Raw genomic sequence first — 26,509 nt, 5'->3', positions numbered from 1 at the left:
TTAAGGAGGCGACTATGCACCTTTTGATTGTAGAGGACGAGCGCGCCCTGTGCGACACCGTCGCCCGCAGCCTGCGGCGGTCGGCCTACAGCGTGGATTGCTGCTACGACGGCGAGAAGGCGCTGGAGCTGCTGGAAACGGAGCGGTACGATCTGGTGCTGCTGGATCTGAACCTGCCGAAAAAGGACGGAATGACGGTGCTGCGCACTCTGCGGCAGACCGACAGAGAGACACCTGTGCTGATCCTCTCGGCTCGCGGCGAGGTGGAGGATAAGGTGACGGGTCTGGATGCCGGCGCCAATGACTATCTGGCGAAGCCCTTCCATCTGGCGGAGCTGGAGGCGCGCATCCGCAGCCTGACCCTGAGGCAGTTTACCCAGCAGGATGTGGTGCTGCGCTGCGGGCAGCTCACCTTTGATGCCCGTGCGCGGGCAGTTTCCGCCAACGGGCAGCCCCTGACGCTGACCCGCAAGGAGACGGGGATCCTGGAATACCTGATGGCGCATCAGGGGCGGCCTGTGAGTCAGGAGGAGCTGATGGATCACGTCTGGGACAACAGCGTGGACAGCTTCAGCAACTCCATCCGCGTCCACATCTCCGCCCTGCGGAAGAAGCTGCGCACCGCGTTGGGCTACGACCCTGTCCGCAACCGCATCGGCGAGGGCTATCTGATGGGAGGGGACGAAGAATGAAGCGGCTTTCCCTGCAGTGGCGCATCACTCTGATGACCGTTCTGCTCATCGGCATCACCTGCGTGGCCATGAATTTGCTGCTCTGTTCCTCCGGTGTGTACTATATGGACACCATTGCAGACAGCTTACAGGGCGGCGGCACGGTGATCCTGAATGAGGGCGGCGCGGCAAGCTTTGACCCGCAGCTCGTTGCACCCAGCGAGGAGCTGACCATCGTTGTCGATGGGGCGCAGGGACGCTTCCGCACCACCAACTGGTACATCACAGCGGCGGTAACGCTGCTCAGCGGCATCCTCGCCTATTTCGTCAGCGGGCGAGCCCTCAAACCCCTGCACAGCTTCGCCTCTCAGGTAGAGAAGGTGCAGCTGAACAATCTGGCGGATGTGAGGATCGATGAGGACGTGCTGCCGGAATTCCGGCAGCTCAGCCACTCCTTCAACCAGATGCTGGAGCGGTTGAACAACGCCTTTACCGCCCAGCGGCAGTTTACCGGCAATGCCGCCCACGAGCTGCGCACGCCGCTTGCGCTGATGCAGGCGCAGCTGGAGCTGTTTTCCGCAGAGCACACCGATGTGCTGCCGGAGACGGCGGAGTTTCTCCTGCTTTTGCGGGAGCAGACGGAGAGGCTGACGCAGATGACCAAAACGCTGCTGGAAATGAGCAATTTGCAGCAGGTGGCGCGGAACGAGCAGATTCAGCTTATCCCAATGATTGAGGAGATCTTCACAGACCTCGCCCCGCTGGCAGAAAAGCGCGGTGTCACGCTAAAAGCGGAGGGCGACGGCGTTATGACCGGCAGCGACGCGCTGATCTATCGGCTGATCTTCAACCTGACGGAGAACGCCGTCAAGTACAATCGCCCTGGCGGCTCGGTGTGGGTCTGCGTCACACAGGAGACGGAAAAAGTCCTGATCCGCGTTTCCGACACCGGCCGCGGCATTCCGGAGGAATTTCAGCGGAGCATCTTCCAGCCCTTCTTCCGGGTGGACAAGTCCCGCAGCCGGGAGTACGGCGGCGTGGGGCTGGGACTTTCACTGGTGTGGGAGATCGCCGATCTCCACGGCGGCTGCGTCCGGGTAGAGGAGAGTTCAGATGAGGGCACTACTATTGCGGTGGAGCTGCCGGTACAGTGAAGCTGCATCTCACATAAAGCAATAAGCCGCGCAGCGGGAGCACCCTTCGGGCGCTCCCGCCTTATCTTAGCATTTTGAATGACTTTGTATTTTCCCAAAGGCCCCCGCTTCGGCGGGGCCCTTGTCTTTTCACCTTTCGTTTCCCGCTGCGTAGGATAGACTGTACGGAGCCGCCCGGCTCCGCATACTACGGATACGGAAAAGGGAGTGTCTATGCAATCATCTGTCCTTCAGGGGATATTGCTCCCCTTCTGGGGCACGTCGCTGGGTGCGGCGTGCGTATTCTGCCTGCGAAGAGCGCCCTCCGCCGTTCTGCGCCGTGTGCTGGAGGGCTTCGCCGCCGGGGTGATGACCGCCGCCTCGGTGTGGAGCCTGCTGCTGCCCGCTATCGACTGGGCGGACATGGGCCGCTGGTCCTTCCTTCCGGCGGCGGGCGGTTTCTGGCTGGGGGTGCTGTTCCTGCGGCTGCTGGAGCGACTGCTGCCGGAGGCTGTTACCGACCGTTCCACCACCTTGACCCTTCTGGCGGTGACGCTGCACAACATCCCGGAGGGGATGGCGGTGGGTGCGGCCTATGCCGGATGTGTGGCGGCAGGAGCCGCCACGCCCGCTGCGGCGTTTACGCTGGCGCTGGCCATCGCCATCCAGAATGTGCCGGAGGGCGCCATCGTGGCCCTGCCCCTGCGTACCGCCGGTGCGGGGAAGGGGAGAGCCTTTCTGGGCGGTGTGCTCTCCGGCGTGGTGGAGCCGCTGGCCGCCGGCGTGACGGTGCTGGCGGCGGCGCTCATCGTTCCGGCGCTGCCCTGGCTGCTTGGCTTTGCCGCCGGGGCTATGCTCTATGTGGTGGCCGCCGAGCTGCTGCCTACGCGCGGCGACCCCGGCCCGGGGGCGCTGGCTTTTGCCGCGGGCTTTACCGTAATGATGATCCTGGACGTGGCATTGGGGTAGGGAGGAGGGTTGACAACGGCCAATTCCTGTAATATAATGTCGCTGACAAGTAAATAAACAGTCTGTTGATCCAATGTCGCCGGCGGCCGTACAGCCCACCACGGGCCAGGCGTCGGCATAGAAGGAAAGGGGTAGCCAAACCCCGCACGACCGGTACTGTGAGCGCAAGGATGCACCGAAGCGGCGAGAGCCGCCGGGACGAAAGTCCGCCATTGTGGGTAAGCCCATGAGAAGGTAGGCTGCAAACGAGGTGGGATGGCTGTCCCCCGCGGCGCGAGCCAGGAGAATTGCATTGTGTAGGACATAGTTGCAGCGGGCGCGCTCTCCGTGTGCGGGAACCTTGTACCACCATGTAGATGTACCACGCTGGCCTCCTGAATGGGAGGTCGGTGTTTTTTGCACCGCCTTTTTCGCGGCCGGCCCTTTTGGGCGGGCGGCGGGGGCGGCGACGTCTTTCCGTGGCGCAGGGGTCGTATCTATTGCGTTCGCTGTCCGGCTTTGCGCCGGGCAGCGTTTCATTTTTGCGGGACAGAGTGCACTCTGTCCCGTTTTTCATGCCCTGCATGAAAAACATTTCCCTTGCCAGGCTGACACGCTGCCATACACAGCGAAGCGGTGCGGAAAACTCGACTGTCAAGCTGAGGCGCCGTGCGCTTTCCATCTGCGCAGTGAAACTGTACAGATGGGTCCCCTTTGTCAAGCGGAGGCGGCCATTGGCCGCGTGCTTTTCCATAAGTGGGGCGGGGATGTTGCCGCATCCCCGCCCACCCCCTCACGTCGACAAAAAATTTACATAAAGGAGAAAGAGATATGAGGAAGAGAGTCATAAGCTGGCTGCTGACCGTTGTGATGGTCGTCAGCATGCTGCCCACCTCCGTGTTGGCCGACACGCTGGCCGCGGATCAGGAGCAGCAGACCCAGCAGGAACAGATAGCTCCGGTGGACACGGAGAACACCGTCTCTGCCGGGAATGAGGAGACGCAGGAGCAGCAGGAGCAGCAGGAGCCCGCTGAGGAAGTGCCTGTGTCCCGGTCTGCCCGCAGCGGCGGCGCGGCGCTGGCGCTGGCGGAAGGAACTGTCAGCTCCGCGAAGGATTTTGCCGAGATGGAGCCCGGCGGCAATTATCAATTGACGGCGGATATCACCGTCACGGCGCCCTATGCCAAGGATTTTACCGGCACCTTTGACGGCAACGGCCACACCGTGACGCTGGCACTTGAGAATGAAGCAGGCGAATGTCAAGCGCTGTTTTCAAAAATTGCGGCTTCCGGCAAAGTCCAGAATCTTGGGATTGCGGGAACCGTTACAGGGAAAAAATATGTTGGCGGTATTGCCGGAAAAAATGCGGGCAGCATTGAGAATTGTAAGAATACCGCTGCAATCAAAGGTGCCAGTGCTGATGGCAGATGGATAGGTGGCATTGCCGGAGAAACCTCCAATGGTTCCAAGATTTTAAACTGCTACAACATTGGCACGATTTCCAGCGATCGAAGCGGTAAGGGTGTGTGTTTGGGTGGTATTGCTGGAAATGCTCCCAGTGCAAAAATCAGCAACTGCTATAATGCTGGACAGATAGTAACAAAGTCCACGACAAATTATGGCGCAATTGCTGGTTATGGTTATGGCGTTACCGTTTCTAACTGTTATTTTATTGCTGTTGACAACCTAAAAGGTGTATATGGTACTGAAACGGAGTCTACTCCAAAATCCGCCGAGGAGATGAAATCCCCCGCGTTTGCAGCCTTGTTAGGCAGCGCCTTCATGGCCAAGACCGGCGACTATCCCGCCCTCAGCTGGGAGACCCCCACCGCGGCGGTGACGTTTGCCATTCAGCCCGAGAATGCTGTGCTTACGATAAACGGCGGCACTTATACCGGCTCCACCACCGTGGCGCTGCCTGCCGCCGATGCACCGTATTCCTATACCGTGTCCTGTGACGGTTACACCACAAAAACCGGCACCGTGACCGTGAGGAACAAGGATAATCCCGTGGCTGATCCTGCCAATGTTACTGTTACGCTGGCGGAGGACACCTCTGCTTGGGTGAACGTGACCTTCAATGTCACGCCCACGGGTGCGGCCCTGACCGTCAAGCGGGGCGACATGACTGTTGAGCCGCAGAGCGACGGCAGCTATAAGCTGCTGAAGGGCGTCGAGTATACCTATACCGCCGTCAGTGACGACGGGGGCTATGAGCCCGCCGCCGGCACCGTGACGCCCACCGAGAACAGCACCCAAACCGTGGCGCTGAAAAAGGTGCAGAGCATCGAGGTGACCAAGGCTCCCACAAAGACGGAGTACTACAAGGGCGATGCCGAACTTGACCTGACCGGCATGGTCCTCACGGTGAACTATGATGGCACCAATGAAACCCGCACCATTACCGATGGCTATGACGCCGCCGGTGTGACGTTTGAAGGGTTTGACACCAGCGAGCCGGCGGAATCGAAAAGTATTACCGTCAGCTATAGAGGCAAGACCGCGAGCTTTGCGATCGAGGTCAAGGACAAGCTGCAATTCTCCGATTTCTTTAGTGCCATCAGTGACAGCGTCACGGCAACGAATAGTACGTCCCGTCCATTTGAGCCGGTACAATCTGAGGGATGCCTACAACCGGCAAGTAACGCGAGTTCCTATTCCCCCTCAACGATAACGATTGCGGCTATCAAGAATGTAACTGTATCTTTTGACTATTGCGGCGGTACAGGTTATACGGACTTCTATGTCAAAAAAGGCAGTAGTCAACTGTTAGCCTCCTATTATAGCTCCGAGTGGAAGAATTTTTCTGCTGATCTGAGAATTGGGGAGACACTGACGCTGAGTTATGGTTCCTCAAGCGGACTCAAGCTCAAAAACTTCACCGTCTCCCCGCTGTACACGCTGACCATAGCGCCGAACCAGACGGACGCGACGGTCACTCTGAAAGATAAGGAAGGCAAAGCCGTCTCCGGCAGCAATGGCGTATTCGCCGTAAAAGCCGCGGCGGACTACACCTACACCGTCACCAAAAAGGGCTATGAGCCCGCCACCGGCAAGGTGACCATGAGCGCCGAAAATCAAACGGTCAATGTTACCCTTGTCAAACTGCCGGTCATTACCCTGCAGTTTACCCCCGATGATGCGGCGGTAACACTGAAACAGGGAAACACCACCGTTTACAAGGAGTCTGCGGACAGCGAAAAAGGCAAGAATGTCTATATCGCTGCCAAGAATACGGCCTATACCTACACCGCCACCAAGTTCGGCTATGAGACGGCCACCGGCACGATCAGTGTTGCGACCACCGATGTGAACAAGACCGTCACGCTGACCGAGTTGGCAAAGCAGACGGTGACCTTCAACATCACCAAGCCGGAGGGCGTGAGCGCCGAGCCTGTCGTCACCGTGAAGTACAACGGTACCAAGGTGTACGAGGGCAGCGGCACGAACTGCACCCTCCCCGCCGGGAACTATACCTACACGGCCACCCTGGATGGCTGCGATACCTTGTCTGGGAGTTTTGTGGTCCAGGCTGCCAAGACCATAGGCCTGGAGTTCGTCAAGTCGCTGACCTTTGACGATTTCTTTGCCGGCCTGGACGGTATCACCGCCGAGAACGGCACACGATATGGCTTTGAACCGGTACGGGCTGCTGGCGGGAACTACCTGCATCGAAATGACAGCGTAAGTTACAGCAATAATACAGCCACGATTACCCTGAAAGCTGATAAATCGCTTGTGCTGCAGTTTGATTATTACGGAGGTACGTATTATAGCAGCAGCGAGTATTTTTCTGTAAAAAAGGGAAGTACCGAGATTTTTAAGTCATATAACAGCAATGAGTGGAAGACATATAGTGTGGCAGTGGCTGCGGGCGATGTGCTGACGCTGACATACAAAGGATATGGGGAAAACAGCTATGTCGATCTGAAAAACTTTACCGTTTCCCCCGTCTACACCGTCTCTCTCAATGTCACCGGCGCGGAGGATTGCACGGTCGCCTTGCAGGATGCCAGCGGTGCAGCCATCACCGGCACCGACGGTAAGTATGCGGTCCCCGCCGGAGTGTACACCTACACGGTCAGCAAGTTCGGCTACGAGACTAAGACAGGAACCATCAAGGTTGAAGGCGGGGACGTGTCCAAGGATGTGGCCCTCACTGCCCTGACGGCGTACCAGGTGAAGTTTGCAGCTGATCCGGCGGATGCGTCTGTTGCGCTGACCCACCCCGTGGGCGGCACGATCGCAGCAGACGAGAACGGCGCATACATCGTCTACGCCGGCGAGACGTATGCCTATACCGTCGCCAAGGCGAACTATATCACGGTCAGCGGCAGCTTTACCGCTGCCAAAAACGACACCATCAAGGTAACGTTGACCTATGCCGGTGCGGGCTGGGACGGCACGACCAAGACCGCGCCCAAAACAGAAAACGGTGTCTATCAGATCGGCACCGCCGCGGAACTGGCATGGTTTGCCGATGCGGTCAACGGCGGGCAGAGAGATATCAGCGCCAAACTCACCGCCAACATCAACCTCAACGACAAGACCTGGACGGCCATCGGCACCAGCAGCAATAAGTTCGCCGGCACCTTGGACGGCGATAATTACACCGTTAGTGGACTCGTTACAACCGGCCTTGTGGGGGAACTTGCAGAGGGCGGCGTAGTTGAAAATCTGCGTGTGAATTGCGCGATTGTCAGTACCTCGTCGCTTTTGGGAGGTGTTGCCAATTCCAGTGCAGGAACGATACGGAACTGCATGGTCAGTGGTAGTATCACATTCTCCAGCAATGGCCCTAATGCTGCATTAGCAATCGGAGGCATTGTTGGACGGACCACCGGAAACAGCGTGATTAGTGGCTGCGTTAGTAGGGCTGTCGTCAAGGATGCTTACGATAACAGCACATATGGTACAACCGCACCTTTGGGAGGCATTACCGGATATGCACACGGTGTTGTCGAGAACTGCTATTTTACCGGTACTCTCGCGGTAAAGAAGACGCAGCCGAATAAGATTATCTATCAAAAACGCGGCGGACTTGTAGGCGAACTGCAAGCTAATGCAGAGCTCAAGGGTTCCTATGTGGCAGGAGAGTTCGCAATAGCAGATGAGAGTAAGTTCGGTGCGGTAGTTGGCGTGGTTGCCAGCAGCGCCACCATCACCAACTGCGCTTATCTGGACACCATCGCACCACAGGCCGTGGCGGAAGGCAGCACCAGCGGTATGACTGCCCGCACCGCGGACTATATGCGCACCCCGGAATTTGCGGCGGAGATGGGGATGCACCTTGACAGCGACAACAGCAACGGCGGCTTCCCGGTGCTGCCCTGGCAGGGCGGCACCCCCGTGGACAATGCCGATCTCAAGGCCGCTGCCGCCGCCGCCAACGCCTTGCAGCTTCGCGGCATGAGCGCCGCCGACGCCGCCAAGAAAGCCAAGGCCGACTGGTACGCCGAGAATGTGCTGGGACTCTATAACCTTGAGAACTATAACGATAAGGCCGACCTCTGCGAGAAATACGGCATCGAAGAGCCCGGCGAAGCGGTCACGAACCCGCACGACTATTTCCTGACCGCCCTGCAAAAGCACTTCTATAAGGAACTGGGGCTCGATGCCGAGAATGCAGACCTTCTGAAGGCCGATGCCTCCGGCGTCTATCAGCTCCGCGGCCTTACCCCGGTGAGCGGCGACCCGGAGGAGGAAGAGAGTGCGCAGACCTATACCGGCTTCCTGACCCTGCCCGCGAACGTCACCGTTTCCGTGGAGGGCGAGGAAAAGACCGTTTCCCTCGCATGGACGGCGGATAACGCTCTGGTGAACACCGCCACCGGCGCGCTCACCGCGCCTGCGAAGGATAAGGTCACGGTGACCCTCACCGCCACGCTCCGAAGCGGCGCGGCCGCGAAGGTCAAGACCTTCAAGTTGTGCCTTTGGTCCGAGAATGCGGAAAAGGTGCAGACCCTGGAAGACATTGCCGCCGAGTTCACGCGCAAGAATATTGCCGTGCAGCCCCTGCAAGGTGTGGGACTCTATGATGAAACCAACATCACCGACGCCTTCTGCCGCCTGCTGAGGGAACAGGGCTATGCGGATGTGGCGGACAAGGCCGAGATCACCTATGTCAACGGCAGCGCCAAGGCCAACGGCTTTGACGGTACCAAGGTACAGTACATTGCCGACAACGGCGACATCACCTACTTCACCGGTGACGGCACCGCCCGCCAGACCGTGCAGTACACGGGATTGAAGTTCCGCATCGCCTATGCCGGGGTCACCAAGGAGATCATCCTGCGAGGCACCGTGGGACGCAGCGCCGATGCTGTGCAGCAGCTGGTGGAGAGCGCCGCCGAGTCCCTGAACTGGGAACTCATCCGCGGCGAGAATACCAACGGGGCCACCCAAAGCGAGGTGGCGGGCTGGACGCTCTACACCGTGAACGACCGCATCACCTCCAACCTCACGCTTCCCTCCGGCATTGCGGGGCGCTATGATGTGAAGGTGCAGTGGGGCACCCGGAACACCGAGTGGCTCTACATCACCAACGGCACCAACGGCACCGGCGTGGGCACCGTCAACCGCCCCCTGCAGCCCGCCGACGGCACGGCGCTGCCCGAGAAGGCCGGCAAGTTCCGGCTGATCGCCCGCGTGACCTATGACGCCTTCGATGACTACACGCTGGCGCACATCACCGGCGACAACGGCGTGGAGGTCTATGCCGATGTGCTCTTTGACGCCACCGTTGCGCCCTTCGACAGCAGCGTGACCAGCGAGATGCAAAACGCTCTGGCGGAGAAGTATCAGGGGCTCCTGCGTGACTTTGTGGATAAGACAAAGCCCGTGAAATTGGATGCCGTCAGCGACGATATGCAGATGCCCAGACCCGCTCTTCTGGAGGAAAAGGGCATCATGAGCGACAGTTATAACCAGAAGGTCACGATGGTGAGCCTCACCCCCGATGTGCTGGACTTCAACGGCTATCACGCCATGGTCTACCGCCCGCTGCCCGGTGAGGAGCCGGCGGAGGCGAAGTATGTGGTCACCATCACCACCCGCAGCTCCGGCCTTCTGCTGGCGCGGCAGGAGTTTACCTTCACCATCGCGCCCTTTGAGGAGCAGGAACTGAAGGATGCCGCCGACTTTATGACCGATGCGCTGACCGAGAACGCCTACTGGAACGGCATCAGGAACAAGAATACGGATAAGACCAAGGTCACCTCCGACCTGTATCCCTTCGCGGAGATCTGCAAAAACGAGGACGGCACGCTGAAATACGTCCGCGGTACGGTGAATATGACCTTCGACGGCATCGAGGCCGACGATATCCCCGGCTGGTATGCTTCGGAGAAGTACCGCACCTTCTATTCCTCCCGCCCCACCGTCATCGAGCATGAGCTGCTGCGGGTGCACCAGCCGGAGTACAATACGACAGTTAGGCTGGACAGCGTCCTGACCTACACCAAGTACGCCCAGTACTGGGAGAAGTTCGGCATCAACGGCACCGAGGAGACCAAGGAACGCTACAAGGACTTTGCCCAATTCTACAAGCAGCCCATCCACATCGACCTGACGGTGTCCGGCACCACGGAACAGAATGACCCCAACGAAAATCAGACCCTCACCGTGAAGGTCAAGGTGGACGGATACAACAAGAACGGCCATACCTTCACGGGAATCTCCGACTTTACCTTCACCGGCAAGGTCAACGAGGATCCCACCGCTTGGGACGCTGTGAAGGCGTGCTTGGACAGTGCCAACTACACCTATACCGGCAGCGGCACCTACATCAAGAGCATCACCGATGCGGCGGGCAACACCCTCAAGGAGAAGGGCGACGGCAAGTCCTCCGGCTGGATGTTCGGCCTCGCCGTCAAGGGCGGCACCGAGACCTTGCCCAAGACCACGCTGGACAACACCTATCTCAAGGACGGCGACACCCTGCGCCTGTTCTTTACCGACACCTATATTCCGCTGGACCCGACGGATCCCACGGTGCCCGGTACGGAAGTGCCCGGCTTCGATGAGGCGTATGCCGGCGCCAAGGCGTATATCCAAAGCGCGGTGAGCGCCCCGGTCGTCAGCTATCTCTTCGGCGAATGGGCGGTACTGGGACAGGCTCGCGCCGGCGTGGAGCTGTCCGATGCATACATTCAGGCCTACTACGATAAGGTTGTGGCCTATGTAAAGGCGAACATCGGCTCTGACGGCATCCTCCGGAAACCCGATGATAAAAACACCCCCGTCATCACCGACAATGAGCGTATTGCCCTGGCCCTTACCGCCATCGGCAAGGACCCCGCCAACGTGGGTGGCAAAAACCTGCTGGCAGCGCTACAGGACAAGGATATCATGAAGGTCACCGATACCAGTTACACGGATATCAACGGTCTCGTCATGGGTCTGCTGGCGCTCAACAGCCGCAATTACACCTCCGACACCTCCTGGCTGGTGCAGGCCATTCTGGGCCAGCAGAATGCGGACGGCAGCTGGAGCGCCAGCGCCGACAGAAAATCTGTCGGCGACGTGGACATGACCGCCATGGCGCTACAGGCGCTGGCACCCTACTATAAGGACGGCGGCAATGAAACCGTGAACACCGCCGTGGAGAAAGCCCTCAACTGGCTCTCCGGCAAGTATCAAAGCGGCTACGACTCCTCCGAGAGCTGCGCACAGGTGGTCATCGCCCTTTCCGCCCTGAATTTGGATGCCAACACGGACGCGCGCTTTACCAAGACCGTGGAGGGGAAGACCCTGAGCGTGCTGGGGAACCTCCTGCAGTACCGCGTGGCGAAGAACGGCGGCTTTAAGCATCAGTTCGCAGACAAGGCCGTCAACGAGATGGCCACGGAGCAGGCGCTTTGCGCCATGGCCGCCTATGCGCGCTTTACGGAGAAGGCCAACGCCCTCTACGATATGACTGACGCCGCCTGCGCCCATCGCTTCGGCGAGTGGAAAGTGACCGTGGCCGCCACCTGCACCAAGGACGGCGTCAGCCGCCGGATCTGCTCCATTTGCGGCGCCGTGGAGGAAAAGTCCGTTCCCGCGCCGGGCCACAAGTTCGGCGCGTGGACGACCACCAAGGAACCCACCTGCACCGAGACCGGCACGGAGAAGCGCACCTGCTCCGTCTGCTCCAAGGAGGAGACCCGCGTTATCGCTGCGTTGGGCCACACCCCCGGCACGGAGATGCTCGCAGACAAAGATGGCCACTGGAACGTCTGCAAGGTTTGCCATGCGGTGGTCAACAAGACCGGGCACACCTATGTGAACGGCATCCAGTGCGTCTGCGGTGCGGTGAAGTCCGAGGGTGGTACGCTGAAGCGCATCGAGGTATCTGACACGATTACAGTGCCCGATACCCTGCGGGATAACGAGAAGCTGAACAGCGTGGAAAGGATCAAAGCCGAGCTGCAGCTGCAGATCACATTGAAAAACAGCAAGGGCAATAAGGACAACACCGTTTTCATGGATGTGTCGCTGCTCGTATTCGAGAACAACGAGTGGCGTCCTGCCACCAAGGAGGACCTGACAGCCGGCAAGATCACAGTTTTGCTGCCCTACCCGGAGGCCGTGGCCGCCAAGTACGGCCAGTATAACTTCACCGTGGCGCACATGGTCGCCATGGCGGACTGCGGCCTGGATGTGGGTACCGTGGAATTCCCCGCTGTCACCAAAACCCCCAGCGGTCTGCTGGTGACGCTGACCGGCCTGTCTCCTGTGGCCATCAGCTGGACGGAGTCCACCAACCACTATTACTACAACCCCACCGCGACGCCGGACAAGACCGACTCTGCCAACACGGCGGACGACAGTCAGATGGTGCTGTGGCTGGGCAGCGCGGTCCTGGCGGCGGCAGCCGTTGTGGTGCTGACCCGGAAGAAGCGCGTTTCCAAGTAACAACAGCACAGCCGACGCAGGGGCGCGAAAGCGCCTCTGCGTATGGCGCTTTTATGAGGAATGAGAGATATGAAGAAAAACCATCGATTTTGGCTGTTGGCGCTGGCGCTGTCCCTGCTGCTGACCTGCGCCGCCTGCGGAAAAAAGACCGTATCGTACGCCCCCGGCAACATTCCCACGGCAACGCAGGAGCAGACCACGGACACCAGGAAGGATGACACAGCTGAAACGGGCACCACCAAGGCTGACGGCAAGCAGGACGCGGCAAAGACTGAGGATAAGACCGCGGACGATAAGAAGCCTGACAAGCAGAAGCCGGCTGATGATGCCAAAAAGGCCGAGGAGGACGCCAAAAAGCAGGAGGAAGCCAAGCGCCTGGAGGAGCAGAAGCGGCTGGAAGAAGAGAAGAAACAGCAGGAACAGGAGCAGCCTTCTGCGCCGGACCCGGACCCTGCGCCTGCACCTGACCCTGCGCCGGCGGCGTCCGTATCGCTGTACATTTCCTGTGCCACGGTGCTCAATAATATGGACAAGTGCTCCGACGGTGTGAAGGATATCATTCCCGCCGACGGCGTGATCCTGTCCACCACGGTGACCATCACCGAGGGTGAGTCTGTCATGTCCGTACTGAAGCGGGCCTGCGGTGATGCGGGTATCCCGGTGAGCTCCAGCGGCAGCTATGTCAGGGGCATCAATGGCCTGTTCGAAAAAAATGTGGGCAGGAGCTCCGGCTGGATGTACTGCGTGGGGGGAACCTTCCCCAGCTATGGCGCGGACAGCTATACGCTCTCCGGCGGCGAGAGCATCCAGTGGCTCTATACCTGTAATATGGGTGCAGACGTGGGCAATACCTATATGGGCTGACAAAAGGGCGGCTTTTGCCGCCCTTTTTCCGCACGCAGGATTGACGTATCCCCTGGCGGCAGGGTATAATCAAAAGGTTAAGACATCATGTATGCAGGAGGTGATCCCATGGACGATACGCTGCGCACTTGCCATCCGGCGGTGAGCTTTGCCTATTTCGCCCTGGTCATCGCCTGCGCGATGCTGCTGATGCACCCGGTGTGCCTGGTTCTGTCGACGCTGGGCGGCGGGTGGTATGTTGCCCGTCTGCTGGGCGGCAAGGGCCTGCGCCGCCACCTGCTGTGGCTGCTGCCCATGGCCCTCTTGGCGGCGGCCCTGAACCCGGCCTTTGTCCACCAGGGCGTCACCATTCTGGCCTACCTGCCCTCCGGTAATCCTTTGACGCTGGAGAGTCTGCTCTACGGTCTGGCCGCCGGCGCCATGCTGGGCACCGTGGCGCTGTGGTTCGTCTGCGTCACTGATGTCATCACCTCGGACAAGGTGGTGTACCTCTTTGGCCGCGTCATCCCGGCGCTGTCCCTGCTGCTGAGCATGATCCTCCGCTTTGTGCCCCGCTTTGTCCGGCGGCTCCGTGCCGTGGCCCAGGCGCAGCGGCATCTGGGCCGTGATACCCAGACCGGCGCCCCGGCCCGGCGCGTCAGAAGCGCCCTTCGTGTGTTCTCCATCGTTGTTACCTGGAGCCTGGAAAGCGGGCTCATTACCGCCGATAGTATGCGCTGCCGGGGCTATGGCCTGCCGGGGAGGACCTCCTTCTCCCTCTACCGCTTTGACCGGCGTGACGGTGCCGTCGCCCTCTGGCTGGCCTTCTGCGGCTTGTATCTGCTGGGCGGCGGTCTGGCCGGCGGCCTGCGCTTTCAGTATTACCCCATGCTGCTCAGCGGCCCCGTCACACCGCTGACGGTCAGCTTTTTCGCCGTTTACGGCCTGCTCTGCTTTACGCCGGTGCTGCTGGACGCCCTGTCCCGGCGCCGCTATCTCGTCCGGAAAGGAGGGACGCCCCGTGCCTGAACTGCTGCGTTTGGAGCATTTTGGCTTCACCTACCCCCAGCAGCCCCGCCCCGCGCTGGCGGATGTGTCCCTCACGGTCCGTCAGGGCGAGTTCTGGGTCCTCTGCGGCGCCTCCGGCTGCGGCAAGACCACGCTTCTCCGCCAGCTGAAGCCCGCCCTGCGCCCCCACGGTGCGGCCGAGGGCCGTATCCTCTTCGACGGTCAGCCGCTGGATGACCTGCCGCCCCATCGGCAGGCCGCTGATATCGGCTTCGTCCTCCAGTCTCCGGAGGAGCAGACCGTCACCGACAAGGTCTGGCATGAACTGGCCTTCGGACTGGAGAGCCTGGGCTGCGACACGCCCTCCATCCGTCGCCGCGTGGCGGAGATGGCCTCCTTCTTCGGTATCCAGGACTGGTTCCATAGGAAAGTGGATGAGCTCTCCGGCGGTCAGAAGCAGCTGCTGGCCCTGGCTTCGGTCATGGTGCTCCAACCCCGTCTGCTGATACTGGACGAGCCCACCAGCCAGCTGGACCCCATTGCCGCTGCCGACTTTTTGCAGACTGTGGGCCGCCTGAACCGCGAGCTGGGCATCACCGTCCTGATGACGGAGCACCGTCTCGAGGAGGCGTTGCCCCTGGCCACCCACGCCGCCGTGCTGGACGGCGGCCATCTCCTCTGTGCCGGCGCGCCGGAGGCGGTGTGCCGTTCCCTGCGGGGCCGCGGCCACGATATGTTCCTGGCCATGCCCGCCGCCGTCCGTATCTGGGCCGGAGTGGACAGCGACGCACCCTGCCCCATCACTGTCCGCGAGGGCCGCGATTTCCTGTCCGGCTGGTGCGATGAACACCCCCTGTGCCCGCTGCCGCCGGAGCCGGTGCATCCCGCCGGGGATACCGCCCTTGCCGGCGCGGGTCTCTGGTTCCGCTATGAGCCGGACCAGCCGGACGTGGTCCGCGGTCTGGACCTTCAGGCCCGCCGGGGTGAGCTGCTGGCCCTGCTGGGCGGTAACGGCGCGGGCAAGTCCACCACCCTGGGCCTGCTGTCCGGCGCGCTGACGCCCCAGCGGGGCACCGTGACCCATACGGGCCGCGTCGGCGTTCTGCCCCAGGACCCGCAGGCTCTGTTCGTGAAAAACACGGTCCGTCAGGACCTGTACGAGTCCTTTGACGGCACGGACCTCCCCAAAGACCAACGTGACCGCCGGGTAGAACAGGTGACGGCCCTTTGCCGCCTGACCGAGCTGCTGGACCGTCATCCCTATGACCTCTCCGGCGGCGAGCAGCAGCGGGCCGCCCTGGGTAAGGTGCTGCTGCACCAGCCGGATATCCTGCTGCTGGACGAGCCTACCAAGGGCCTGGACGCCGCCTTCAAGCAGTCCTTTGCCGCTATTCTTTCCGCGCTGACCGCCGCCGGCACGACAGTGGTGATGGTCAGCCACGACGTGGCCTTCTGCGCCCGGTATGCCCACCGCTGCGCCCTGTTTTTCGACGGCAGCATCGTCGCGGAGGGCACACCCCGTGACTTCTTCTCCGGCAACAGCTTCTATACCACCTCCGCTAACCGTATGGCCCGGGACGTCTGCCCCTGTGCCGTCACGCCGGAGGAGGTGATCGCGGTCATCGGCGGGACCGTCCCGCCCCAGCCGGAGGTGCCCGCCGCCTGGCAGCCTCTGCCTCCGGTGGCGGAGGAGTCCACCGCCTGGAAGCCGAAAAAGCTCCCCTGGTGGCGCAGAGCCATCGCCGCCGTGTGCGGCGCGGGTGCGCTGGCGATCTTCTGGCTGGCGGCCAAACACACCGACCTCACCGCCCTGGTGGGCGGCGGCACGCTCTCTCAGGCCGGCTGGCAGGCCCTGGGACTTTACGGCCTGTTCATCGCCCTGCTCTTCGGCTGCATCGCCGCCATCGGCCGGCGCTCCAAGCCCCTGACGCTGCTCCAGACCCCGGTGCAGAAGCGAAGGCTCTCCCACCGTACCCGTCTGGCGGCGGCACTGATCCTGCTGTGTATCCCCGCCACGCTGTATCTGGGCTTTTTTTACCTGGGCAACACTGCCTACTACCCCATCGCCTTCGCCGTGCTGCTGGAATGCATGGTGCCCTTCTTCCTGGTGTTCGAGGGACGGAAGCCCCAGGCCCGTGAGCTGGTGCTGGTGGCCTCCCTCTGCGCCCTGGGCGTGGCGGGCCGCGCCGCCTTCTTCATGCTGCCTCAGTTCAAGCCCGTCCTGGCTCTGACCATCATCTCCGGCGTGGCCCTGGGCGGCGAGACCGGCTTCCTGGTGGGCGCCATGACCATGCTGGCCAGCAACGTTCTGTTCTCCCAGGGTCCCTGGACGCCCTTCCAGATGTTCGCCATGGGCATCATCGGCTTCCTGGCGGGGGTGTTGTTCCGCCGGGGCTGGCTGCGCCGCAGCCGCGCCGCCCTGTGCGTCTTCGGGGCAATCTCCGCCGTGCTCATCTACGGCGGCATCATGAACCCCGTCTCTGCCCTGCTCTACGCCCGCACGCTGGAGTGGAAGGTCATCGCCGCCTACTATGTCACCGGCTTTCCCATGGACTGCGTCCACGCCGCAGCCACAGTTTTCTTCCTGCTGGTGCTGGCGGAGCCCATGCTGGAGAAGCTGGACCGCATCAAGATCAAATACGGCCTAGTGGAATGAGCAGACGCGCCCACCCCGACGGGGTGGGCGCGTCCGCGCGGTGCAACTTCAGGTTTCCCACCTTTTTTTCCGCTGCAACCCAAGGCTGATAGACAATCTGCCCGATCTGCTGTATAATAGATCCAAACACACAGAAGGGAGGACCGCCTATGCCTGCCATCCGCTGCAAGGCCTGCGGCAAGACCTATGATTCCCGTGAGGGCTTCTGCCCCAAGTGCGGCGCCTATAACCGCCCGCCCCGCCGGGAGTGGGTGGACGCCGGCGGCGACGTCCACTACGCCGAACAGGAGAAGGTCTGCTACGAGCAGAAGGAGTGCCACGAAGAGAAGGTTTGCTACGAAAACCAGACCCGCCGCCCCCGGCCCCATATCCAGTGGCGCGCGCCCAAGAAGAACACCGCTTCCGGTGTGATAGGCGCTGTGATCGCGGTAAGCGTCCTGATCGGGCTTATCAACACGCTGCGCGGCGTGTCCGGTGACATCTTTGACCGCAATGAGCCGATGCCCGACTACGGCTGTGAGCAGGTAGCACCCGCCGAGGAGATCGAAGCCGCGGTGCGGGAGTACGCGGAGATAGGAGCGAGCTTCTATCTGGAGGATTCTGCCTTCGCCGTGGCGAGTCTCAAAGCGGACTGGGAGAGGGATGTCCTCACCGTCTATGTCGTAGAGGGCGACACATATCAAACATTCCCTTACCTGGTGCAGGTGGACAGCGATGGCTTTGAAAACTGGTACTATCCCGAGGATGTTGTCGTCTCAGACACCGACGACGATGTGTTCATATGCACCTATGACCTGTCGGTGCTGGAGGAGCTTACGGAGGAGACTTACCTGATCTTCTCCGGCATGGATAAAGAGGTCGTCGTTCCCGTTGACCTTGCACAATGGTGATACAATAGCCTCCCCTGTGGGGGAGGCTATTTGCTCTATATAGACAGGCCCTCCGGCGAAGCCGGGGGGCCTGTTTCTCAGAACTTATCCTTATTGAATATCCGCAGGATCTCGTCGAAGGACTTGTCCATCTCGTCCTGACCCTGCTCGCCCTTCACCTCGTCCAGGGGCTGGGGCGCGCCGCTGTTCTCCGTCTGTGCGGGCTGGGTCACAGCGGCGGCGTTGGCGGCCTGCTGCGCCTCGTCAAAGCCCGTGGCGATGACGGTCACGCGGATCTCATCGTCCAGCGTCTCGTCGAAGGCGGCGCCGAAGATAGTCAGCGCGTCGGGATGCACCGCCTGCTGCACCAGTGTGGCGGCCTGCTCCACCTCCTCCAGACCGATGTCCATGGAGCCGGTGACGTTGATCAGCACGCCCCGTGCACCGTTGATAGAGGTCTCCAGCAGGGGGGAGGAAATGGCCATCTTGGCGGCCTCCTCGGCCTTGCCCTTGCCGGCCGCGCGGCCCACGCCCATGTGGGCCAGACCTGCGTCCTTCATAATGGCGGTCACATCCGCGAAGTCCAGGTTGATGAACCCGGTGTCGCGGATCAGGTCGGAGATGGACTGCACCGCCTGGCGCAGCACGTCGTCCGCGATCTCAAAGGCGTTGGCAAAGGTGATCTTCTGGTCGGTGGCGTATTTCAGACGCTCGTTGGGAATGATGACCAGCGAGTCCACCTTGCTCCGCAGCTCCTCGATGCCCTGTTCCGCCTGGGTCATGCGGCGGCGTCCCTCGAAGCCGAAGGGCTTGGTCACCACGCCCACGGTCAGAATGCCTGCCTCCCGGGCGATCTCAGCCACCACGGGTGCCGCGCCGGTGCCGGTGCCGCCGCCCATGCCGGCGGTGATGAACACCATGTCGGTGTTCTCCAGCGCCTTGGCCATCTGGTTGCGGCTCTCCTCCGCGGCCTTGCGGCCCACATCAGGGTTGGAACCCGCACCCTTACCGCCGGTCAGCTTCTCGCCGATCTGAATTTTATAGGTAGCGCTGGAGGCATTCAGCGCCTGCTTGTCTGTGTTGACTGCGACAAAATCAACGCCCTGCGCGCCGCCGCGTACCATGCGGTTGACCACGTTGTTTCCGCCGCCGCCTACGCCCACGACCTTGATGCTGACAACGTTCTCTGGGCCGGTTTCCAATCCAAAAGCCATGTCTGCTCCTCCTGCCATAATTTGTATGAAAATGACGGATTATCTCCTGGTAAATGCTATATCTTGTATTGTATTACGAATTGGCGCAAGCGTCAAGTGCAAGCACTTAATTTACCGAAAAAGTTTTGTGCCGGGAGCATGAAGTACCTACGCAGTGTCCCCGATGCGGTGCGGTACGCGCGGCATCACTCCGGAATGAACCGTGCCTTCCCCTCCTGCATCATATTGATAACGCCCTTTTCGTTGACCTCCAGCTTCTCCACCACGGCCATCAGATAGTCCAGCTTGTAGCCGTAGTCGGCCTCCCGGGGCAGCTGCACGTCGAACCGTTCCAGATACCGCAGCGTCAGCTGTGCCGGGTCGCTCATATCCAGCAGCGATACGTCTGCCGTCATGCCGCGCTGGTCCAGCGCCTGCATCAGCGTCAGCAGCTGCTCCAGCGCCAGCTCCTGCCCCTCCGCCGCCTTTGCCGGCTGACCCACCGCCGGGTCTGTCAGCGTCAGGCCCTTTACCTGCATCCGCTGCTTCGCGGCAGCGGGCGTTACCTCGTCCACGATGTTCCCCGTGTCGCACAGCAGGTATGCCTTCCCGTCCTGCACGATGGCCGCCGGGTCCGCGCACTCCGTCACGATGATGGAAAGCCCGTCCGGCAGCGACCGTCGGAACTGCACCGTCTCGATATACGGCAGCGCCTTGCGTATGCGCTCCGCCGCGCTGTACTTGTTCATCAGGAACATATTGTCCCCCTCGCTGACCCCCGCCGCGTCGATGATCTCCTGCCGGGTATAGCGGTCATTGCCGCTGACCTCGATGCTGCGTATACGGAAAAACAGCGTCAGAGCCAGAGAGATGGCGGTGCAGATCAGCACAAAAGCCAGCAGCTTGTAGAGGAAGCTCAGGCTTCCTCTCCGCCGCTTATGGTTGTACCGTCTGCGCCTTGCCATCGTCCGTGCTCCTCCGCTGTTCTCGTTGTCTCGTCTATTGTGCCGTGATCCGGGCGCCCAGCGCCCGCAGGTCCCCGGCCAGGTCCGCGTAGCCCCGCTGGATGTGGCCGATGCCCTGCACCGTGGTCACGCCCTCGGCGGCCAGCCCGGCCACCGCCAGCGCCGCCCCGCCCCGCAGGTCGGTGGCCACTACCTCCGTGCCGTGCAGCCGTTCCGTGCCGCACACCACTGCCACCCGTCCCTCGGTCCGGATGTCCGCGCCCATGCGCGCCAGCTCCGGCACGTGCCGGTACCGGCTCTGAAAGATATTCTCCACAAACACCGTGGTGCCCTGTGCCCGCAGCAGCGCCGCCATCAGTATGGCCTGGCAGTCGGTGGGGAACCCCGGATACGGCGCCGTCCGCACCGGCGGTACGGCCCGCAGCGGCCCTTTCCGCACCAACTGTATGTACCCCTCACCGCAGCGGACGCCGCAGCCCGCCTGGTCCAATACCGTGGTCACCGCAGCCAGGTGCCGGTGCTCCGCGTTCCGCAGCGTGACCTCTCCGCCGGCGGCTGCCGCCGCGCACAGATAGGTGGCCGCTACGATCCGGTCCGGTATCACCCGGTGCACGCACCCGTGCAGCTTGCGTCTCGGCGACACCGTGATGACCGAGCCGCCCGCGCCCCGCACCTCCGCGCCCATGGCGCACAAAAAGTCCTGCAGGTCCGCGATCTCCGGTTCCCGCGCCGCATTGCAGATCACCGTCTCGCCCTCCGCGCCGCAGGCCGCCAGCATGGCGTTCTCCGTGGCGCCCACGCTGGGCGTGGCCAGCACGATCTGGCAGCCGGTCAGCTTCCGCGCCCGGCACCGCAGGGTCCCGCCTGCGTCGTCAATGTCCGCCCCCAGCGCCCGCAGGGCCGCCAGGTGCAGGTCGATGGGCCGCGGCCCCAACTCGCACCCGCCGGGATAGCTCAGCTCCGCCCAGCCGCACCGCGCCAGTATCGCCCCCAGAAAGATCACGGACGACCGCATCCGCCGCATCAGTGTCTGGGGTATGTCGCACCGCGTCAGCGTGGTGCTGTCCACCAGCAGATCGTCTCCGTCCCACTGCACGGCGCAGCCTAAGTACCGCAGGATATCCGCCGCCGAGTCCACATCGCTCAGGTGCGGACAGCCCTCAATGCGGCACACATCCCCGCTGAGCAGCGTGGCGGCCAGAATGGGCAGTACGCTGTTTTTCGCGCCCTGCACCGCCACCTCGCCCCGCAGCGGCGTGCCGCCCTCTATGGTGATATACCTCATGTGCCCTCCCTTTCCCGTCCATCCAACAGCTACGCCATTGTATGAACGGACAGGGGAGAGGGGTGACTCCCTTACTTCCGCACCAGCGCCATGACCGTGTCGTAGATGCGCGCCGTGGCGTCGGGGATACCCAGCTCCTTCATGGCCCGGGCCATGGAGATGCGTTTTTCATTATCGGAGAGGATGGCCTCAACGGCCTTGTACAGCCCGTCTCCGGTGCTCTCCGGCTCCGTGATGACCACCGCGCCGCCGTGCTTTTCCAGCAGCCGCGCGTTCTTCTCCTGATGGTTGTTGGTGACGTAGGGTGACGGCACCATCACCGTGGGCTTGCCCAGCGCCGTCAGCTCACTGATGGTGGAGGCCCCGGCGCGGCACAGCACCACGTCCGCCGCCGCCATCACCACGTCCATGTCATAGATATACTGCCGCACGTCCAACCGGTCGGACTTGGGCAGTCCCAGCTCCCGCAGCTTCTGCTCCATGGCCTCCCAGCCGCCCTTGCCCACCGCGTGGATGTGGCGGAAGGGATAGCCCTCTGCGTCCTCCCGGCGGAAGAAGTCCACCATGCACTCGTTCATGTGGCTGGCGCCCAAGCTTCCCCAAAAGGATACCACAAGGGGGGCTCCGTCGTCAAAGCCCAGCTTTTTCCGGGCCTCCTCCCGGCTCAGCCGGAAGAAATCCCCCCGCACCGGCGTCCCGGTGACGGCGATGCGCTCCGGGTGCTTGTAGTGCTGCCGGCAGTCCTCAAAGCCCACCATGATGACGTCGGCGTAGTTCTCCAGCATCTTCGTGGTCAGCCCCGGCACCATGTTGCTCTCATGCACCGCCGTGGGGATGCCCGCCCTGGCCGCCGCCTTCACCATGGGATAGCTGGCGTAGCCGCCGGTGCCCACCACCAGGTCGGGCTTGAAATCCCGCAGGATGGCCCGCGCCTGCCGTCCGGAGGACGCCAGCACCCGCACCGTGTGCAGATTGTGGCGTATGCCCGCCGCATTCAGCTTCCGCTGAAAGCTGCTGACCTCCACCGCGGCGTAGTCGTACTCCGCCTTGGCCACCAGCTCGCGCTCCATGCCCGTGGGCGTGCCCACGAACAGCACGGCCGTCTCCGGATCTTTCTCCTTCATATACCCCGCCAACGCAAGGGCAGGGTTTACGTGTCCCGCGGTGCCGCCGCAGGTAAATATCACTCTCATTCTGCTGCTCCCTGGAACCGCCGCGGCGGTCCGACCTCTATATTTTGATACGAATAGTAGTTTTCCTGCAATAAAATACGGAATGTTGTCAAATCCTGCGCTTTTATCCCGCCCGTGCCGCCGGTATCTGCCGCGATACGCTCAGCACGATGCCCATCTCCACCAGCTGCAAACACAGCGCTGTGCCGCCGTAGCTGAAGAAGGGGAGGGAGATGCCCGTGGTGGGCACGAAGCCGGACACCACGGCGATGTTCAGAAATGTCTGCAAGGCCAGATGGGTCATCACGCCCACCGTCAGCAGCGCGCCGAAGCGGTCGCGGGCATGGAGGGCGATCCAGAAGCCCCGCAGTATCAGCATGGAGAAGATCAGCATGATGACACACGCGCCGATGAGCCCCAGCTCCTCGCAGATCACGGAAAAGATGAAGTCGTTGTACTGCTCCGGCAGGTATAGGAACTTCTGCCGTCCCCGGCCCAGTCCCACGCCCAGCAGGCCGCCGGAGCCGATGGTGATCAGGCTCTGCGCCAGCTGGTAGCCGTCGCCGTAGTAGTCCTCCCACGGGTTGTGCCACATCTCGATGCGCGCCGCGCCGTACTTGATGACGCCCGCCTCCGCCAGCTTGATGAACAGAAAGCCCAGTGCGCTGACGCCGCCGACGCCCACCGCCACCAGCCAGCCCTGTATGCCGCCCACGATCATCAGCACCGCGCCGGTGGCGAAGATCAGAACGGTGCCCGACAGGTGGGGCTCCAGCATCATCAGCACGCCGATGACCGCCAGCAGCGCCACGTAGGGCAGTATGCCCTGCCGCCACGTCAGCATCTTCTCCCGCTTTTTGGAGATGGTGTCGGAGAAGTAGACGATGACCGCTAACTTGGCGATCTCCGACGGCTGGAACTGGAACACGCCCCGGATGCCCAGCCATCGGGTGGCGTTGTTGGAGGTGATGGCCAGCGGGTTGTGGGGGATGATGACCAGTATCAGCAGAAACAGCGCCAGCCCCACCAGCAGCCGTCCCGCGCCGCGCCAGCGCTGATAGTTGATCTTGCTGACGATGAACATGGCCACAAGACCCAGCGCCGCGAAGGCGGCCTGCCGCTTGAAGTAGTAGGTGCCGTCCCCGGTGTCGTAATAGGCCCGGGGAAAGCTGGCGGAAAACAGCATGATCAGGCCGATGACCGTCAGCAGCAGCGTCAGGATCAGGAAGGGGAGATCCATCTGCCCGCGGGCGGCTTCCTTATGCCGGCGCTCCACCTGCCGCATCCGTTCCTGCTGGGCCTTCCGGGCGCGCTGTTCCTCCCGTGTCATAGTCTCCCTCCTTTCCTGTGAAAATAGTGCGAAGCCTTAGAAGCTGAAGCGCTGGCACACGGCCAGATAGGCGATGACGCAGCCTATGACACTGACGGCGGTGAACACCGCCACCACCTTGGTCTCCTTCCAGCCGCACATCTCGAAGTGATGGTGCAGCGGCGCCATCTTGAAGATGCGCTTGCCGTGGGTCAGTTTGAAATAGCCCACCTGGATAATGTCGCTCAGTGTCTCGCAGATATACACGATGCCCACCAGGATCAGCACCAGCGGCATATCATAGGCGAAGGCCAGCGCCGCCACGGCGCCGCCCAGAAACAGCGACCCCGTATCGCCCATGAACACCTTGGCCGGATAGTGGTTGTACAGCAGGAACCCCAGCAGACCGCCCACCAGTGCGCCGGAGAACAGCCCCAGCTGCTCGAAGCCGGGCCAGATCACCGCCATCACCAGGAAGAACAGACCCACCGGCACGGTCACACTGCTGCTCAGTCCATCCAGACCGTCCGTGATATTCACGGCGTTGACGGTGCCCACGATCACAAAGGCCGCGAACACCAGATACACGATCCACGGCAGCACGATGTGGGTGTTCCAGAAGGGAATATACAGGTTGGGGCTCAGCATCCCCTCGTACCGCATCAGGCACAGGAACGCCACCGCCGCCGCCAGCTGCAAAATAAACTTCTGCGGCGCGGTCAGGCCGGTGTTCTGGTGGTGCTTCACCTTCTGATAGTCGTCGATATATCCGATAACGCCGAATACCAGCGCGAACAGGTACACATACAGGTGTACGAAGCTGCCGGCCATCATCCGCTGCCAGCCCAACACGACGATGGTGAGGCCGATGCCGATGATGAACATCAGCCCGCCCATGGTGGGGGTGCCCTGCTTCGTCATGTGCCAGGAGGGCCCGATCTCCTTGATGGACTGTCCCGCCTTCAGCTTTACCAGCGCCGGTATCAGCAGCTTGCCTGCGATGGCGGTGACGATAAAGCATACCGCGACAGGCAGCACGATCTCCATAATTCCCATACTATCTTGCTCCTTCCCTCCGCGCCGCGCGGAGGTCTTTTCTTTATTTCTGCGTTTCCTTCAGGTGTTCGGCCACGATGACCCGTTCATCCATAGGATAGTGCTTGTGGTCGATCTCCTGGTAATCCTCGTGGCCCTTGCCGGCCAGTACGATCACGTCGCCCGGCTGGGCGTGGTCCATGGCGTAGTGAATGGCGGCCACCCGGTCGGGGATCACCGCATAGGGTGTGTCATAGCCCTTCAGTCCCACCAGAATGTCGTCGATAATGGCCTCCGGCTTCTCCGTCCGGGGGTTGTCGCTGGTGACGATGACAAAGTCTGCCAGCCTTGCGCCGATCTCACCCATCACGGGCCGCTTCGTTTTATCCCGGTCGCCGCCGCAGCCGAACAGCGCCACCACCCGCCCCTTGGCGAAGGCCTTGGCGGATTGCAGCACCTTTTCCAGCGCGTCCGGCTTGTGGGCATAGTCGTTCAGTACGGTGTAGCCCGTTCTCGGCGTAGGGATGATCTCCATCCGGCCCTTCACGCCGTGGTTCTTCGCCAGTGCGTCGGCACACTCCGCCAGCGGCACGCCCAGGTTCCAGCAGCAGGCCATGGCGTCCAGTGTGTTGTACACGGTGAACAGCGCCGGTATGCCCACGTGGACGTGGCACCATTCCGTGTCCGCCTCCGCGTCAAAATCCACGCAGCCGGGCTCCAGCGCCACGTTCTTCGCCATCAGGTCCGCCTGACCATTCACGGAGTAGGAGAACTGCCGGCGGCAGGTGGCATCGGCCATCAGCCGTTCCGCCCAGGGGTCGTCGGCGTTGTAGATGCCCACGTCGCACTGCCGCATCAGCAGCGCCTTGGCGTCGCAATAGGCATCCATGGTCTTGTGGAAGTCCAGATGGTCCCGGCTCAGGTTGGTGTAAATGCCCACCGCGAAGGGTATGCCGTACACCCGGTCCAGCATCAGTGCGTGGGAGGACACCTCCATCACCACATGGGTGCAGCCCGCGTCGGCCATCTCCCGCAGCAGCTTCTGCAGCTCGAAGGACTCCGGCGTGGTGCGCTCGGTGTGCAGCACCCGGTCGCCGATCATATTCTGTATCGTGCCGATCAGGCCCACCTTGGCCCCGGCCTTCTGTTCCAGAATGCTCTTGATGAGGTAGGTGCTGGTGGTCTTGCCGCTGGTACCGGTGATGCCGATCATGGTCATCTCCCGTGCGGGGTGATCAAAGCGATTGCCGCCCACCACCGCCAGCGCCCGGCGGCTGTCCGCCACCCGGACGAAGGGCGCGCCGTCCTCCGGCGCGCGCTCGCACAGCACGCAGGCAGCGCCCTTCTCCCGTGCCATGGGAATATATTTATGTCCGTCCGTCTCCGCGCCGGTGACGGCGATGAACAGATCGCCCGATCCCACCAGCCGCGAGTCGTACCGTACCTCCCGGATGTCGCTATCCAGCTCGGCGTTTGTTTCCAAAATATCCAGCCCGTTCAACAGCTCACGCAGTTTCATCATCAA

General features: G+C 61.9%; 15 protein-coding genes. 8 read left to right on the top strand and 7 right to left on the bottom strand.

Annotated elements, in window-relative coordinates:
• Nucleotides 1-14: 14 nt before the first annotated feature.
• The 8 genes from ACOMDU_RS09705 to ACOMDU_RS09670 all read left to right on the top strand — a co-directional run bounded on the left by ACOMDU_RS09705 (nucleotide 15) and on the right by ACOMDU_RS09670 (nucleotide 18,046).
• The gene (locus tag ACOMDU_RS09705; RefSeq protein ID WP_022136281.1) at nucleotides 15-692 is read left to right on the top strand and encodes a response regulator transcription factor; all 678 of its coding nucleotides are present in this window, start codon (nucleotides 15-17) and stop codon (nucleotides 690-692) included.
• Nucleotides 689-1,825, top strand: a complete 1,137-nt coding sequence (locus ACOMDU_RS09700) for a sensor histidine kinase (protein WP_421130125.1) — start codon at nucleotides 689-691, stop codon at nucleotides 1,823-1,825. Before ACOMDU_RS09705 ends, ACOMDU_RS09700 begins: the two co-directional genes overlap by 4 nt.
• A 213-nt stretch (nucleotides 1,826-2,038) precedes the next feature.
• The gene (locus ACOMDU_RS09695; protein ID WP_421130124.1) at nucleotides 2,039-2,773 is read left to right on the top strand and encodes a ZIP family metal transporter; all 735 of its coding nucleotides are present in this window, start codon (nucleotides 2,039-2,041) and stop codon (nucleotides 2,771-2,773) included.
• A gap of 810 nt (nucleotides 2,774-3,583) precedes the next feature.
• Nucleotides 3,584-12,649 carry a GLUG motif-containing protein gene (locus ACOMDU_RS09690; RefSeq protein ID WP_421130123.1) on the top strand — a complete coding sequence of 3,022 codons (9,066 nt, stop codon included), beginning with the start codon at nucleotides 3,584-3,586 and terminating at the stop codon, nucleotides 12,647-12,649.
• Nucleotides 12,650-12,718: 69 nt separating this feature from the next.
• Nucleotides 12,719-13,513 carry a DUF4430 domain-containing protein gene (locus ACOMDU_RS09685; RefSeq protein WP_421130122.1) on the top strand — a complete coding sequence of 265 codons (795 nt, stop codon included), beginning with the start codon at nucleotides 12,719-12,721 and terminating at the stop codon, nucleotides 13,511-13,513.
• A 108-nt stretch (nucleotides 13,514-13,621) separates the two neighbouring features.
• Complete coding sequence (locus tag ACOMDU_RS09680; protein ID WP_421130121.1) at nucleotides 13,622-14,521, top strand: energy-coupling factor transporter transmembrane component T; 900 nt, start codon at nucleotides 13,622-13,624, stop codon at nucleotides 14,519-14,521.
• Entirely contained in the window at nucleotides 14,514-17,156 is a 2,643-nt protein-coding gene (locus ACOMDU_RS09675; protein ID WP_421130120.1) for an ATP-binding cassette domain-containing protein, read from the top strand. The genes ACOMDU_RS09680 and ACOMDU_RS09675 overlap by 8 nt, the downstream gene beginning before the upstream one ends.
• 149 nt (nucleotides 17,157-17,305) lie before the next feature.
• Complete coding sequence (locus tag ACOMDU_RS09670) at nucleotides 17,306-18,046, top strand: hypothetical protein (protein WP_421130119.1); 741 nt, start codon at nucleotides 17,306-17,308, stop codon at nucleotides 18,044-18,046.
• Between the two features lie 77 nt (nucleotides 18,047-18,123).
• Here the strand turns inward: ACOMDU_RS09670 and ftsZ are convergent, their stop codons facing one another.
• The 7 genes from ftsZ to ACOMDU_RS09635 form a co-directional block, all read right to left on the bottom strand.
• Nucleotides 18,124-19,239 carry a cell division protein FtsZ gene (ftsZ, locus tag ACOMDU_RS09665; protein WP_421130118.1) on the bottom strand — a complete coding sequence of 372 codons (1,116 nt, stop codon included), beginning with the start codon at nucleotides 19,237-19,239 and terminating at the stop codon, nucleotides 18,124-18,126.
• Nucleotides 19,240-19,424: 185 nt separating this feature from the next.
• On the bottom strand, nucleotides 19,425-20,183 hold the full coding sequence (locus tag ACOMDU_RS09660; RefSeq protein WP_421130117.1) for a cell division protein FtsQ/DivIB: 759 nt from the start codon (nucleotides 20,181-20,183) through the stop codon (nucleotides 19,425-19,427).
• 34 nt (nucleotides 20,184-20,217) lie between these two features.
• A complete protein-coding gene (gene murA / locus ACOMDU_RS09655) occupies nucleotides 20,218-21,468 on the bottom strand; it encodes a UDP-N-acetylglucosamine 1-carboxyvinyltransferase (protein ID WP_421130116.1) in 1,251 nt (416 codons plus the stop codon).
• Between the two features lie 71 nt (nucleotides 21,469-21,539).
• Nucleotides 21,540-22,661, bottom strand: coding sequence for an undecaprenyldiphospho-muramoylpentapeptide beta-N-acetylglucosaminyltransferase (gene murG / locus ACOMDU_RS09650; protein WP_421130115.1), 1,122 nt, complete (start codon nucleotides 22,659-22,661; stop codon nucleotides 21,540-21,542).
• Between the two features lie 103 nt (nucleotides 22,662-22,764).
• Entirely contained in the window at nucleotides 22,765-23,970 is a 1,206-nt protein-coding gene (ftsW, locus tag ACOMDU_RS09645; protein ID WP_421130114.1) for a putative lipid II flippase FtsW, read from the bottom strand.
• Nucleotides 23,971-24,006: 36 nt separating this feature from the next.
• Complete coding sequence (gene mraY / locus ACOMDU_RS09640) at nucleotides 24,007-25,005, bottom strand: phospho-N-acetylmuramoyl-pentapeptide-transferase (RefSeq protein WP_421130113.1); 999 nt, start codon at nucleotides 25,003-25,005, stop codon at nucleotides 24,007-24,009.
• A gap of 43 nt (nucleotides 25,006-25,048) precedes the next feature.
• Nucleotides 25,049-26,503: a UDP-N-acetylmuramoyl-L-alanyl-D-glutamate--2,6-diaminopimelate ligase gene (locus ACOMDU_RS09635; RefSeq protein ID WP_421130112.1), complete on the bottom strand. Its 1,455-nt coding sequence runs from the start codon at nucleotides 26,501-26,503 to the stop codon at nucleotides 25,049-25,051.
• Nucleotides 26,504-26,509: the final 6 nt, after the last annotated feature.

This window comes from Vescimonas sanitatis (assembly GCF_049060325.1).
GTDB classification, from domain to species: Bacteria; Bacillota; Clostridia; order Oscillospirales; family Oscillospiraceae; genus Vescimonas; species Vescimonas sanitatis.
This window is presented reverse-complemented; position numbering and strand designations above follow the sequence as displayed.